Annotated in this window: 12 protein-coding genes; 5 read left to right on the plus strand and 7 right to left on the minus strand. The window is 70.2% G+C overall.

The genetic code is table 11. The features are described 5' to 3' along the window. Positions 1-310: 310 nt before the first annotated feature. From AAFN69_RS33890 to AAFN69_RS33905, 4 genes are read right to left on the minus strand one after another with little or no spacing between them, the layout of a single operon-like run. Positions 311-961 (minus strand): DUF2567 domain-containing protein, encoded by a 651-nt coding sequence (locus AAFN69_RS33890; RefSeq protein ID WP_347732778.1) that lies wholly within the window; start codon positions 959-961, stop codon positions 311-313. A 34-nt stretch (positions 962-995) separates the two neighbouring features. Then, positions 996-1,808 carry an ABC transporter permease gene (locus AAFN69_RS33895; RefSeq protein WP_347732814.1) on the minus strand — a complete coding sequence of 271 codons (813 nt, stop codon included), beginning with the start codon at positions 1,806-1,808 and terminating at the stop codon, positions 996-998. Between the two features lie 11 nt (positions 1,809-1,819). Continuing rightward, on the minus strand, positions 1,820-2,785 hold the full coding sequence (locus AAFN69_RS33900) for an ABC transporter ATP-binding protein (protein ID WP_347732815.1): 966 nt from the start codon (positions 2,783-2,785) through the stop codon (positions 1,820-1,822). 46 nt (positions 2,786-2,831) lie between these two features. Beyond that, complete coding sequence (locus AAFN69_RS33905; protein WP_347732779.1) at positions 2,832-4,070, minus strand: NYN domain-containing protein; 1,239 nt, start codon at positions 4,068-4,070, stop codon at positions 2,832-2,834. Between the two features lie 344 nt (positions 4,071-4,414). Between AAFN69_RS33905 and AAFN69_RS33910 the strand changes: the two genes are divergently transcribed. Beyond that, positions 4,415-4,597 (plus strand): hypothetical protein, encoded by a 183-nt coding sequence (locus AAFN69_RS33910; RefSeq protein ID WP_347732780.1) that lies wholly within the window; start codon positions 4,415-4,417, stop codon positions 4,595-4,597. A 98-nt stretch (positions 4,598-4,695) separates the two neighbouring features. Here AAFN69_RS33910 and dnaE read toward each other — a convergent pair whose 3' ends face one another. Beyond that, complete coding sequence (gene dnaE / locus AAFN69_RS33915; protein WP_347732781.1) at positions 4,696-8,238, minus strand: DNA polymerase III subunit alpha; 3,543 nt, start codon at positions 8,236-8,238, stop codon at positions 4,696-4,698. A 320-nt stretch (positions 8,239-8,558) separates the two neighbouring features. Here dnaE and AAFN69_RS33920 point away from each other — a divergent pair, with 320 nt between their 5' ends. From AAFN69_RS33920 to AAFN69_RS33930, 3 genes are all read left to right on the plus strand, one after another. After that, positions 8,559-9,926, plus strand: coding sequence for a DUF2252 domain-containing protein (locus tag AAFN69_RS33920; RefSeq protein WP_347732782.1), 1,368 nt, complete (start codon positions 8,559-8,561; stop codon positions 9,924-9,926). A 50-nt stretch (positions 9,927-9,976) separates the two neighbouring features. Beyond that, on the plus strand, positions 9,977-10,672 hold the full coding sequence (locus tag AAFN69_RS33925; RefSeq protein WP_347732783.1) for a hypothetical protein: 696 nt from the start codon (positions 9,977-9,979) through the stop codon (positions 10,670-10,672). A gap of 204 nt (positions 10,673-10,876) precedes the next feature. Further along, on the plus strand, positions 10,877-11,689 hold the full coding sequence (locus AAFN69_RS33930) for a DsbA family protein (protein WP_347732784.1): 813 nt from the start codon (positions 10,877-10,879) through the stop codon (positions 11,687-11,689). 72 nt (positions 11,690-11,761) lie between these two features. On the opposite strand, the gene AAFN69_RS33935 is transcribed toward AAFN69_RS33930, so the two are convergent. Beyond that, positions 11,762-12,337, minus strand: coding sequence for a dienelactone hydrolase family protein (locus tag AAFN69_RS33935; RefSeq protein ID WP_347732785.1), 576 nt, complete (start codon positions 12,335-12,337; stop codon positions 11,762-11,764). A 23-nt stretch (positions 12,338-12,360) separates the two neighbouring features. Here AAFN69_RS33935 and AAFN69_RS33940 point away from each other — a divergent pair, with 23 nt between their 5' ends. Then, complete coding sequence (locus tag AAFN69_RS33940) at positions 12,361-13,449, plus strand: mechanosensitive ion channel domain-containing protein (protein ID WP_347732786.1); 1,089 nt, start codon at positions 12,361-12,363, stop codon at positions 13,447-13,449. A 3-nt stretch (positions 13,450-13,452) separates the two neighbouring features. On the opposite strand, the gene AAFN69_RS33945 is transcribed toward AAFN69_RS33940, so the two are convergent. Beyond that, complete coding sequence (locus tag AAFN69_RS33945) at positions 13,453-14,202, minus strand: SDR family oxidoreductase (RefSeq protein WP_347732787.1); 750 nt, start codon at positions 14,200-14,202, stop codon at positions 13,453-13,455. Positions 14,203-14,214 lie beyond the last annotated feature (12 nt).

The raw sequence follows: 14,214 nt of genomic DNA on the forward strand, positions 1-14,214 counted from the left end.
CCCGAACAACACAAGCAACGACACCTCACCGTCCACCCACCGACCCGCACCCGCGAACAAGGGCGCCAAAAATCAGCCCCGCCGGCGTTTGAGGCGCCGGGCCCGGGGCGGAGCCCCGGAAAGACATCCGCACCCGGGGCGAGGGCGCCCAAGATTCGGCTCCGCCGGAGGCAGCCGCGCCGGGTCCGGGGCGGAGCCCCGCAAAGGCACCAGCACCCGGGGCGAGGGCGCACAAACTCAGCCTCGCCGGCGATTGAGGCGCCGGGGACGGGGCAGCGCCCCGGAGAGGGCACGCGCCGCGCGGACCGGGTCAGGGCCGGGGCGGCGGCGCGTCCCAGAGCGCCGGCGGCTCCGGCTCCGGGTCGCGCGGCCCGAACGCCGCGGTCAGACCCAGGTGCACCGCCATCGCCGCCAGCGACCACCCCAGCAGCATCCCCTTCGCCGAAAGCTTCAGGGGCCCCTCGAAGGGCACCCCCGCCCCCACCGACTTCGCGTGGGCGACCAGGTCCTCCGGCGGGCCCAGCCAGATTCCGATGCGCCAGGCCAGCAGCGAGGCGACGACCCCGCCGAGGGCCAGCCCGGCCACCAGCGGAACGCCCCCTCGGCGGCGGAACCAGAACACCGCCGCGGCGCTCAGCACGCCGAAGCCCAGCGCCAGCAGGCCGAAGGTGCCGTCCGCGCCCACCGCCTGTTCGCCCTCGGTGTTGCGGACGAAGACGGCCTTGCCGTCGGAGATCAGCGAGACGCGCGGCGCCAGCCAGGACCAGAGCAGGGCGAAGAGTACGCCCGAGACCCCCACGGCCAGCGTCACCAGCGCGCCGTCCCGGAGATCGGCGCGCAGCTCCGGATCACCGGATCCCCGGTGCCGGGGCCCGGGTGCCGGGGCCGGCCACGGGGCGCCTTCGTCCGACGAGCCATGTGGCTGTTGCGGCTGGGCGGGAGGAGTCAGCGGTGCGGTCACCCCGCCATCGTGCCAGGCGCGCGCGGACCGCGCCTCATCGGACCGCGGCCCGCCGGTACGCCCAGGTCGCGGCGGCCAGCGCGAGGACGCCGACCACCGCGCAGACGGTGAGATCGAGGGCGACCGACGCCCAGTCGGGATGCCGGTCGAAGGTCTCGGCCAGCGCCTCCACACCGTAGGTGGACGGCAGCAGATCACGCGCCCAGGAGATCGGCTCCGGCATCCGCGAGGCCGGGAGCACGCCGAGGAGCAGCGCCGCCGACATGCCCAGCTGACCGAGGAGGGTGGCGAGTTCCTGGCGGGGTGCGAGCAGGCCGAGGGCCGCGCCGAGGCCGGCGAGCGCCGCCCCGGAGAGCGGGACCACCGCCACCAGCACCCAGAGATGGGTGAGCGGCAGCGAGAAGAGGACACTGCCCGCGACCGCCGTGATGACCGTGCCGGGCACGGTGAAGGAGGCGTACGCCCCCGCCGCGCCCAGGACCACGGCCGCGGGCGGCACGGGGAGGGTGGCGTAGTGGTCGAGTCCGCCGCTGGCCCGCAGCCCGCCGAAGTACTGGGCGAGCAGATTGAGCGCGACGAAGGCGACGACGAGCACGGTGGAGCCCGCGACGACGGCCCGCGCCTCCGCTCCCCCGTCCACGACCCCGCGCATCAGGACCATGATCCCGATCGACTGGAAGGTGGCGACGAAGAGCAGCGGGATCCGGGCGACCCGGGCGCGGGAGAGCTGTGCGCGGTAGACCGCGCCGAGCGCCGGCAGCAGCCGGGCGCGCGGCGCGAGCGGCGCGGGCTCGGTCGCGAGCCGTTCCCTCTCCTCGATGCGAGGCTGTCCGGAGACCACCTCCATGGGCACGATGCTCACGCTTTGACCAGCCCCTTCGTCGCGTTCCCCCCGAGCGCCAAGTACACGTCCTCCAGGCTGGGCGTCGTCAGCGTGAAGTCGTCGAGCGCCGCGAACGCCGCGCCGCCCGTCACCGCGGCGACCGCGGCGCGCGCCTCGTCCGGTGCGAGCCGGAGCACCCAGCGGCGCCCCGACTCCTGTGCCGACTCGCGCAGCGCGGCGACCTCCGGCACTTCCAGGGGCGCTCGTTCACGCCACAGCAGCTCCACACGCACCTCGCTCGCGATCCGTTCCTTCAGGCCGCCGGGGGTGTCACAGGCGATGACGCGGCCCTTCTCCAGCACGGCGACCCGGTCGAGGACCGTTTCGGCCTCGATCACATTGTGGGTGACCAGCAGGACGGTGGTGCCGTGCTCGGCCCGCCGCCGGTCGACCGCGCTCCACACCGCCCGGCGCGCGACCGGGTCCATCCCCGCCGTGGGTTCGTCCAGGACGAGCAGCGGGCGTTCGCCGACCAGGGTGGCGGCGAAGCAGGCGAGCCGGCGCTGGCCCCCGGAGAGCTTCTTCAGCGGGCGTCCGGCGAGCTCGGTCAGGCCCAGCTCCTCCAGTACGGCGTCCCGTTCGGCGCGGGCGTCGCGGGTGGTGAGGCCGCGGAGACGGCCGGTGGTCTCGGCGGCGAGGGCGACGGTGAGCTCGTCGAGCGCGGTGGATTCCTGGCCGAGATAGCCGATCAGCCGCGCGGCGCGCTCCGGGTGGCGCACGAGGTCGTGTCCGAGCACCTCGACGCTGCCCGAGTCGGGGCGCATCAGCCCGGTCAGCTGGCGGACGAGGGTGGACTTGCCGGCGCCGTTGGGGCCGAGCAGGCCGAAGATCTCGCCGCCCCGGACCTCCAGGCTGATGCCGTCCGTCGCCCGCACCTCGGGGGTCGCGGGCACCCCCCGGCGGGCACGCGCGGCCGGATACGTCTTGACCAGTCGCCGCACCACGCACACCGTACTCACGAGGTACGAGGGTACGGGGTCGTCCGTACTACTCCCCGGCCGGGGCGTGCTCCGCGGCCGCTCGTACATCGATCTCCCGCCAGAACCCGGCTCTGATCGCATAGCGGTCATGTTCGTCGATCTGGTCGTCCTTGTGTGCGAGAAGACCGAAACGTGCCGCGTAACGGAGCAATTCTCCATCAATTCGGTGAGGGATTCGTGGATACATTGTGGAGAGTTTCTGTACGTGCCCGGTCTCCGGGAGCCGTTCCATCCAGCGGCGGGCGAACACCTGGCCGACCTCGAAAGGGTCGCCGCCGACGGTGGTGATGTCCTCCTCCCGGTCCGCCCAGCGCTGTTCGGCGCTGGTGAGCTGGGCGAGGGTGGGCAGCGACGCGGTCTCCGCAGGCTCACCGAGCGCACCGGCGCCCGGCCGTTCGATCCAGCCCTTGTCCGACGACCAGCGCAGGGTGGCACTGGCCGGGTGCTGGGGGGCGTGCGGGCCGGGGGCGCGCAGGCCGGCCAAGTCCTTGGGCGTGGGCACGCCCTTGGGGGCGGAGGGCACGGAGACGGTCTCGACACCGCCGGCGGCGGCGGGCCGGCCGCCGTTGCGCGCCGGTTCGGGCGGGGAGTTCTGGGCGGCGGCGAGCGCCGACTCGGGGAGCGGGGCGGAGAGGATGGCGGCGATCTCGGGGCGCGGCACCGGGGGCGGCGCGCAGACCGCGCCGACCTCCTTGGCCCGTACGGCGGTGGTGATCCAGGCCCGGTCCAGCACCCGGCGCTCGTCGGCCTCGGCGACCAGATCCTCCGACTGGTTGTAGTCGCCGTCGGCGGCCTGGACGGCCCAGAGATGGACGGCGACACCGTGTTCCTTGGCGGACATCAGCCCGGGGAGCAGATCCCCGTCACCGGTCACCAGGACCACATCGGAGCAGGCGCGGTTTCTGGCCAGCTCGGTCAGTTCGGCATGCATGGCGGCGTCCACCCCCTTCTGCGCCCATCGCCCGTCGCTGCGGGTCAGCGCCCCGAGCCGGACGGTGACCCTGGGCATCACCCGCAGCCTCCGGTGCTCGGGCTGGGGTACGCGGTCGGGGGCGCCGTCGAACCAGTAGATGCGCAGCAGGGGGCGCTCGGTATCGGCCTCGGCCAGTTCGCGCAGGCCCTGGATGAGGGCGGCGTGGTCGACGGCGATCCGGGAACGCGCCGGTTCCCCGGCGAGCAGGCTCGCGGCGGCACCGAGCAGATAGCCGGCGTCCACCAGCACAACGCAGCGGTCCACGCGCTCCACCCTCTTTCCGATATTTCATCGTATGGATGTATTAGATCTTGAAAGGGTCTTGATAAAAGATCTTGAATTCCGGGACGAACTGGGAGAACTGGAGAATCCGAGAGGCCCGGAAGCACAGACGGGCGACGGGAAGGCTCCGGACCGGGGATTGTTCCGGGTTTCCTTCGAGTCTGCCCGACCGCGTGTGGCTTAACGGCCGGAACTCGATCATCGGCGTGGCGGAACCCCTGTCAACCCCTGCGACAAGGGCCGTTTACCCACGGCAATGATCCAAAATGCAACACATCGTCCCATATGTGAGTCTGGTCGCGGCCCTGGCCCCTAAAACCCGATGGAGGCACACCATGGCCAAGAACAAGAACCGCAAGGGCAGTAGTCATCAGCAGGACCGCTCGTCCCCGGCCGAGCGCGGCCGTCAGGACTCGAAGTCCACCTCTTTCGAGGACACGGCCCAGCCTCAGTCGCAGGCACAGGGCAGCCCGGCGGATGTTGCCCGTAAGCACCAGCGGCGCTTCGGCCACAACTGACCCGGCGGCACCCGCCGGTACACACAGAGCAGGAGGGGGCGCGCCCGTGACGACGGGCGCGCCCCCTCCTGCCGGGTGCGCTGGGGTCTCCCGCGGGCTCAGCCCGCCAGACAGGCCGGTCCGAGCAGCACCTTCAGATCGCCGAAGAGTGCCGGATCGGGGCGGACCCGGTGCCGGTCGAGCCGCAGGACCGTGGTGCTGCGGGGACCCTGGAGCTTGATCCGGACCTCGGTGTCCCCGGTGTGGTGACTGAGAATCTCGCCGAGCCGGGTGACCATCGGCGGCGTGACCTTGACGGTGGGGATGGTGACGACGACGGGGGCGTTGGTGCCCGCCGACGAGAGATCCGGAACCATCAGCTCCATGGCGACCAGCCGGGGCACGTCCTCGCGCTTGTCGAGCCGGCCCTTGACGAAGACCACGGTGTCCTCGACCAGCTGGGTGGAGACCAGCTGATAGGTGGCCGGGAAGAACATGCATTCGATGGAGCCGGCCAGGTCCTCGACCGTGGCGATGGCCCAGGCATTGCCCTGCTTGGTCATCTTCCGCTGGAGGCCGGAGATGATGCCGCCGATGGTGACGACCGCGCCGTCGCCGTGCTCACCGCCGGTGAGCTGGGCGATGGCCGCGTCCGCCTTGTCGGTGAGGACGTGCTCGATACCGAAGAGCGGATGGTCGGAGACATAGAGCCCGAGCATTTCCCGCTCCTGGGCGAGCAGATAGGACTTCTCCCACTCGATGTCGGAGAACTCCACATCGAGCCCGAAGCCCGGCTCGTCGGAGGCGCCCTCGTCGCCCATGCCGCCGAAGAGGTCGAACTGCCCCTCCGCCTCCTTGCGCTTGACCGCGACCACATTGTCGATCATCGGTTCGTGGTGGGCGACCAGGCCCTTGCGGGTGTGGCCCATCTCGTCGAAGGCGCCCGCCTTGATCAGCGACTCCACGGTCCGCTTGTTGCAGACCACCGCCTCGACCTTGTCCAGGAAGTCGGGGAAGGAGCTGTACTTCCCCTTGGCCTTGCGGCTCCGGATGATCGACTCGACGACATTGGTGCCGACATTGCGGATCGCGGAGAGGCCGAAGAGGATCACGTCGTCGCCCTGGGCGGCGAAGTTCGACTGCGACTCGTTCACATTGGGCGGGAGCACCTTGATGCCCATGCGGCGGCACTCGTTCAGATAGACGGCCGACTTGTCCTTGTCGTCCTTCACCGAGGTCAGCAGCGCCGCCATGTACTCGGCGGGGTGGTTCGCCTTGAGATAGGCGGTCCAGTAGGTGACCAGGCCGTACGCGGAGGAGTGGGCCTTGTTGAAGGCGTATCCGGCGAACGGCACCAGGACGTCCCAGAGGGCCTGGATCGCCTCGTCCGAGTATTTGTTCTTCCGGGCGCCCGCCTGGAAGATCGTGAAGTTGGCGGCCAGCTCCTCGGGCTTCTTCTTGCCCATCACGCGGCGGAGGATGTCGGCCTCGCCCAGGGAGTAACCCGCGATGATCTGCGCGGCCTTCTGCACCTGCTCCTGGTAGACGATCAGGCCGTGGGTGACATCCAGAACCTCCTTGAGCGGCTCCTCCAGCTCCGGATGGATCGGGGTGATCTCCTGCTGCTTGTTCTTTCGCAGCGCGTAGTTCGTGTGGGAGTTCATTCCCATCGGGCCCGGCCGGTACAGGGCCGACACGGCGGAAATGTCCTCGAAGTTGTCGGGCTTCATCAGCCGCAGCAGCGAGCGCATCGGGCCGCCGTCGAACTGGAAGACACCGAGCGTGTCACCCCGGCAGAGCAGCTCGTACGTCGTGGGATCGTCCAGCGGAAGCGCCAGCATCTCCAGATCGACGCCCTTGTTGGACTTCACCATCTTGATGGCGTCGTCCATGATCGTGAGGTTGCGCAGGCCGAGGAAGTCCATCTTCAGCAGACCGAGCGACTCGCACTGCGGGTAGTCCCACTGGGTGATGGTCACCCCGTCGGTGTGCCGGACCCAGACCGGGGCGTGGTCGGTGATGGTCTCGCTGGACATGATCACGCCGGCGGCGTGCACACCCATCTGCCGCACCAGGCCCTCGACGCCCTTGGCGGTGTCGATGACCTTCTTCACATCCGGTTCGTTCTCGTACATCCCCCGGATCTCGCCGGCCTCGCTGTAGCGCGGGTGCTTGGGATCGGTGATGCCGGAGAGGTCGATTCCCTTGCCGAGGACATCGGCGGGCATGGCCTTGGTGAGCCGGTCGCCCATCGCGTACGGGTAGCCGAGCACCCGGGCGGAGTCCTTGATGGCGTTCTTCGCCTTGATCTTTCCGTAGGTGCCGATCATGGCGACCTTGTCGGCGCCGTACTTCTCGGTCACATACCGGATCACCTCGACGCGCCTGCGCTCGTCGAAGTCGATGTCGACATCGGGCATGGAGACGCGCTCGGGGTTGAGGAACCGCTCGAAGATCAGTCCGTGCTCGATCGGGTCGAGGTCGGTGATGCCCATGGCGTACGAGACGATCGAGCCGGCCGCCGAGCCGCGGCCGGGGCCCACCGCGATGCCCTGGTTCTTCGCCCACATGATGAAGTCGGCGACCACCAGGAAGTAGCCCGGGAACCCCATCTTGATGATGACGTCCATCTCGTACTCCGCCTGGCGCTGGCGGTCCTCGGGCACACCGGCCGGGAACCGGCGCTCCATGCCCACCCGGACCTCCTCCTGGAACCAGGTGATCTCGGTGTAGCCCTCGGGGATCTCGAACTTCGGCATCAGATTCCGGGCCTGGAACATGCCGGCGGTGTCGATCTGCTGCGCGACCAGCAGGGTGTTGCGGCACCCCTCCTGCCAGGCGTCCGAGGAGTCCACCGCGTACATCTCGTCGGTGGACTTCAGGTAGTAGCCCGTGCCGTCGAACCGGAAGCGGTCCGGGTCGGAGATGTTCTTGCCCGTCTGGATGCAGAGCAGGGCGTCGTGGGCGGGCGCCTCATTGGGGTAGGTGTAGTGGGAGTCGTTGGTGACCAGCGGCGGGATGCCGAGCTTCTTGCCGACCTCCAGCAGCCCGTCCCGCACCCGGCGCTCGATCTCGATGCCGTGATCCATCAGCTCCAGGAAATACCGGTCCTTGCCGAAGATGTCCTGGTAATCCGAGGCGGCCTGGAGGGCCTCGTCGAACTGGCCGAGCCGCAGCCGGGTCTGGAGCTCGCCCGAGGGGCAGCCGGTGGAGGCGATCAGCCCCTCCGACCACTGCGAGATGGTCTCCTTGTCCATCCGCGGCCACTTCTGGAGCCACCCCTCCGCATACGCGTCCGAGGAGAGCCGGAAGAGGTTGTGCAGACCCGTTTTGTTCGCCGCCCAGATCGTCTTGTGGGTGTAACCACCCGAACCCGAGACATCGTCCCGCTTCTGGTGCGGCTGTCCCCACTTGATCTTCCGCTTGTTGCGCCGCGACTCCGGGGCCACATACGCCTCGATACCGATGATCGGGGTGACGCCCGCCTTCTTCGCCGTGTGGAAGAAGTCATACGCGCCGTGGAGATTGCCGTGGTCCGTCATCGCGATGTGCGACATGCCCATCTCATTGCACGCGGCGAACATGTCCTTCAGCCGCGCCGCACCGTCCAGCAGCGAGTACTGAGTGTGCACATGAAGATGCGTGAACGGGGGCTTGGTCACGGCGGTGGCCTCCAGGGGAACGGGTGACGCCGGGCGGGCGGAGTGTCTGGGGGGACAGCTCGGAAGTCTACGACTTGGGACCGACAGCGCGACGGCTTCCGCGGGGGCCGGCGGAAGCGGAACCGGACGGGGCGGCCGAGGGCGCGCGGGCATGGTAGAGAGAGCTCCGGACGCGCCCGCGCGTGTTCCCCGCAGGCACTCCCGGCGTCGGCCCGGCGGGCACTTCACGCTACCTTCGGGCGTTGGACGGGCTGAAGAGCCCGCACTTCCCGGCCGTCCGCCGGGACTCTTCCCGCCCTTGCACCAGGAGGCTCCCAGCGATGTCGCCAGCACACCCCGCCGAGGTCACGGCCGATGAGCGCGGCGAGCAGATCCTCGCCGTCTTCCAGGCCGCCTTCGGTGAGCTCCTGGCCGCCGATCCGGCCGCCTTCCGGGTCAAGTTCCGGAAGATGGCGGGCTCGGCGTTCGCCTTCTACCGGGGCACCGCCTGCCTCTTCTACCGGGATCTCGAAGAGGAGCACGCCGGGCGGGCGGACGGGGCGATACAGAGCGGTCCGTATCTGGACGAGCGCACCAGCCGGGTGTGGATCCACGGCGATCTCCACGCCGAGAATTTCGGCACCTACATGGATTCCAACGGCCGGCTGATCTTCAATGTCAACGATTTCGACGAGGCGTACGTCGGGCCCTTCACCTGGGATCTCAAGCGGCTGGCCGCGTCACTGGCCCTGATCGGCTACGCCAAGGCGTTCAGCGACGACCAGATCAGCGAGCTGGTGCGGATCTGTGCCGACGCCTACCGGGAGCGCATCCACGCCCTGGCCGCGGGGGCCAAGGAGGACGAGATTCCGTCCTTCACCCTGGACACCGCCGAGGGACCGCTGCTGGACGCCCTGCGGGCGGCCCGCGCGCGGACCCGGTTCGCGCTGCTGGACTCGATGACGGAGATCCGCGACTCCGAGCGCCGCTTCACCTCCGGCGGCAGCTCGATCGAGCTGGACGCGGCGGCCCGGTACAAGGTGCTGGCGGCCTTCGACGGCTATCTGGAGACCCTGCCGGAGTCGAGTCTGGCCAGGCCCGACTCCTACCGGGTCAAGGATGTGGTCGGCAGACGCGGCATCGGGATCGGCTCCGCCGGACTGCCCTCGTACAACATTCTCCTGGAGGGCAACAGCGACGCCCTGGAGAACGACGTCGTGATCTACATGAAGCAGGCGCAGACCCCGTCGGTCTCCCGGCACATCGGCGACCGGGCGGTCCGGGAGTACTTCCGGCACGAGGGCCACCGCACCGTGATCTCCCAGCGCGCGCTCCAGGACCACGCCGATCCCTGGCTGGGGTGGACGGAGCTGGACGGCGCCGGGCAGCTGGTCGCCGAGGTCTCCCCGTACGCGGTGGATCTCGACTGGTCGGACATCGACGACCTGGACCGGATCGCGGCGGTGGTCGCCGATCTCGGCCGGGCCGCGGCCACCATGCACGGCGCGGCGGACGATCAGAGCGGGCACTCGCTGGTGCCGTTCTCCACCGAGCGGGCCATCGACGCGGCGCTCGCGGCGGACGGCGACGACGGCGCCGGTTTCGCGGAGCTGCTGGTGGACTTCGCCCACGCCTACGGCGCCCGGGCCCGGGAGGACCACCGGATCTTCGTGGATCTCTTCCGCAACGGCCGGATACCGGGGCTCTGAGCGGGGTTCTTTAAGCCCGCTCTCACGCACGCATGGCACACTCGCAGGCAATGGACGTTTCGGGAATGCAGTTCCGCGCGGTGCGGGCGGCGATCTTCACGGCTCTGGTCGTGACGCTGTCCGCCGCCTCGCATGTGCTGCTCTCCCGGTCCCCGCTGCCCTGGACCACCGTCGCGGCCCTGACCGCGGGTGTCTTCGCCGTCGCGTACGCCCTCGGCGGCCGGGAGCGCGGCTTCTGGCGGATCGCGAGTCTTCTCGTGCCGCTGGAGCTGGCCGCCGACACCGTCTTCACGGCGGGCCAGGAGATCTGTTACGGCCCCGGCGGCGGACCGGTCACCGGTTCGCTGCGGGCGCTGGGGCTCGATGTGCTCTGCGGCGGCGTCGGCGGACAGCTCGCCGGGGTGCCCGCGGCCGAACAGACCCTGCTGCCGGCCGCCGGCGCCGATCCGGCGCTGCTGCCCTGGCTGCTGCTGGCCGGGCACATCGGCGTCGGGCTGCTGGCCTCCGCCTGGCTGTGGCAGGGCGAGTCCGCGCTGGCCGCACTCCTGCGCTCGGTGAGCTCGGCCGCGTTCCGGCCGCTGCTGCTGGCCTTCGCCGCGGTCTGCGCCGCTCCCCGGCCGCTCCGGCGCGCGGCGCGCACCGCCTGCCGGTACGCCGTCTCCCGCACCCGGCTGCTGGTCCACTCGATGGGCCGCCGCGGCCCGCCCGCGGGCTTCCCCCGCACCGCCGCCGCCCGCGCGATCTGAGCCGCGACACCTCCGTCCGCCTCAGCGGGAGCGTGTGAGCCGTACCGCCCCGGACAACCGGACCCGGCACCTCCACACCCGTACCCCGCCCGCGCGCCGGCCCCGGCGGCCCGCACCCCGGCTCCGGGCGCTGCCGCGCCCCGCCGCACCCGTGCTTTCCCCTCCCCCACCCTCCCGACCTGATATTTCCCGGAGTGAATCACCATGAGCGCACGCAACAACAAGGCGAACAAGGCGGCGGCCCGCGAGCGGCTGCGGATCGAGCGCGAGCGGCAGGCCAAGAAGGAGAAGACCCGCCGCCAGCTCGTCGTCATCGGCTCGACCGCCGCGGTGCTGGCCCTCGCCGGCGGCATCGCCTTCGCCGTGATGCAGGCGAACGAGCCCACCCACTGGGAAGAGGCGAAGAACGCCAAGAACATCACCACGCCGAAGAACACCGAGGGCACCGACGGCACCACCCTGGTGATCGGCAAGCCGGAGGCGAAGAAGACCCTGGAGGTCTACGAGGACCCGCGCTGCCCCAGCTGCGCGAGCTTCGAGCAGCAGCTCGGCGAGACCATCGAGAAGGATGTCGCGGCGGGCAAGTACAAGCTGCGGTTCGTCGGCGCGACCTTCCTGGACAACAACGGCGGCGAGGGCTCGAAGAACGCGCTCAGCGCCCTCGGCGCCGCGGCCGACGTCAGCCCCGAGGCGTTCACCGACTTCAAGGCGGCGCTCTACTCGAAGAAGTTCCACCCCCAGGAGGGCAAGGACAGCTTCGCGGACGACTCGTATCTGCTGAAGGTCGCCGACTCGGTCGAGGCCCTGAAGGACAACGCCGCGTTCGAGAAGAACGTCGAGAAGGGCACCTTCGACGCCTGGGCGATGAAGATGTCCGCGGCGTTCGACAAGAGCGGTGTCGGCGCCACACCCGCGCTCCGGATGGACGGCAAGACCATCACGGGTGCGGACTCGAAGTACGCCCCGGCCACCGTGGCCGAGTTCAATACGGCGATCGACAAGGCTCTGAAGGGCTGATCCGTACGGAAACGGGCGGGCGGGCCCCGGGAGGCCGCCCGCCCGCGCCCGGCAGGATCCGTAAGAGACGGCCTAAGCCTCCAGCGTCTCCAGGAAGCCGAGCGCCACCCGCCAGGCCGTCTCCGCGGAGTCCTTGTCGTAATCAGGCAGCTCCGGGTCGGTGAAGAGATGGCCGGCCCCGGGATAGCGGTAGACCTCCACATCGGCCCCCGTCCGTCCCATGCCCAGATACCAGGCGGTCAGCCAGTCGTGCGGCTCGAACGGATCCGGATCGGCGACATGCAGCTGTACGGGCAGCTCGTCCACGGCGGCGTTCTCCGCGATGTCCGAGGTGCCGTGCATCAGCAGCAGACCGCGGGCCCGCTCGTCACCGAGGGCCAGCGTCTGGGCGATGGAGGCGCCGAGCGAGAACCCCGCGTACACCAGCCCCCGCTCGGAGTAGGGGGCCACCGCCAGGACGGCCCGCTTCAGCAGCTCGTCCTTGCCGATCTCGTCCTTGTACGCCAGGCCCTCCTCGACGGTCTCAAATGTCCTGCCCTCGAACAGATCAGGTGTCCACACCTTGTGACCTGCGGTTTCGAGACGTTCGGCAGCGGCCCTCACAGCCGGGCGGAGACCAAAGGTCGAATGGAGAAGCATGATGTCCATGAAGCCAGGTTACGTTCGTAACCATGGAGAACGTGCTGCGCCCCTTGATCGTCATCGGCGGCTCGGTCGTCCTCACGCTGCTCGTGGGATGGCTCGTCGACCTGCTGCTCCGCCGTGCCGACAACCGGCACCCGGAGACCCCGCTGTGGAGAATGCTGCGGCGCTGCCGCCTCCCGCTGCAGGTGGTGCTGTTCACCGCGCTGCTGGAGGGCACCTACCGGCGGGCGGAGATCGCGGCCGTCGAGGAGCACCACTCGGGCGTCACCCGGACCCTGACCCTGGTGCTGATCGGAGCGTCCGCCTGGCTCGTCGTCAAGATCGCCACGGCCGTGGTGGAGTCGACCTACGCCCGCTACGCCGCCGCCACCCGTGACCCGGCCCGGGTCCGCCGGGTGCGCACCCAGGTCACCCTGATCCAGCGGGTGGTCATCGCCGTCGTCGGAGTGGTCGCGGTCTCCGCGATGCTGCTCACCTTCCCGGCCATGCGCACCGTCGGCACCTCGATGCTGGCCTCCGCCGGTGTGCTGGGCATCGTCGCCGGTGTCGCCGCCCAGTCGACCCTGGGCAACCTCTTCGCCGGATTCCAGATCGCCTTCGGCGACATGGTCCGGATCGGCGACACCGTGGTCGTGGACGGCGAATGGGGCACGGTCGAGGAGATCACCCTCACCTTCCTCGCCGTCCGGACCTGGGACGAACGCCGGATCACCATGCCGGTCTCCTACTTCACCAGCAAGCCGTTCGAGAACTGGTCGCGCGGCGGGGTGCAGATGACCGGAACCGTCTTCCTCCATCTGGACCACTCGGCCCCGGTGGCCGAACTGCGCGCCAAGCTCCACGACGTCGTACGGGAGTGCCCCGCCTGGGACGGCCGCGACTGGTCCCTCGCGGTGACCGACACCACCCCGTCCACCATCCTGGTCAGGGCCGTGGTCACGGCCAAGGACGCGGACGACATCTGGACGGTGCGGTGCGCGGTCCGCGAGCAGCTGATCGGCTGGCTGCACGAGCACCACCCGTACGCCCTGCCGAAGATCGCCACGGCTCCTGCGGCGGAACCGGCGGGTCCGCCGGCCAAACCCGCCCCCATCATCCGCACCGGCCGGGGCTGAATCTCAGATACCGCGCTCCGCCCCACCATTGACCTGCACAATCTGTGCGGTGATATGCCCGGCGGCCGATGACGCCAGCCAGCGCAGCGTCTGCGCCACATCCCCCGGCCGGCCGACGCGCCCGGTCGCGGTCTCCGCGATCCGGGCGCGCAGCCGGTCCTCGGGGAAGGGCTCACCACCGAAGAAACCGGTCTCCTCGACCAGACCGGGCGCCACCACATTCACGGTGATCCCGCGCGGCCCCAGCTCACGGGCGAGCCGGAAGGCGTACGGGTGGAGCGCGGCCTTCGACGCCGCGTAGGCCGCCACACCGGTGCCCCGCCGGGCCGCGATCGAGCTCAGAAAGAGCACCCGGCCGCCGGGGGTCGCCAGATGGTCCCGGAGCGCCTCGGTGAGCAGCACCGCCGTCAGCGTGTTCAGCCGGAAGTTCACCGTCCAGTCGTGGGCGACGGTCTCCAGCGGCTCACCGAAGTCGCCGCGCTCCTCCAGGGCGCCGTTGCCGCCCGCGCTGTGGACCAGCACATCGACGGTCCCGTACTCCCGCTCCAGAAAAACGGCGGCCCGCCGCACCGCGCGCGGCTCGCTCAGATCGACGGCGAGGAACCCGGCCCCGGGGATCCGCCCGGCGGCCCGCGCCAGGACCTCCTCCCGGCGCCCCAGCAGCACCACGCGCGCCCCCTCGGCGGCGAAGGTCTCCGCCGCCGCGAGTCCGATACCGGTTCCCCCGCCGCTGATCACCACGGTGCGCGCCATGCCCGGATCCTA

The sequence above is a fragment of the Streptomyces sp. CAU 1734 genome (genome assembly GCF_039888735.1).
Classification (GTDB): Bacteria; Actinomycetota; Actinomycetes; order Streptomycetales; family Streptomycetaceae; genus Streptomyces.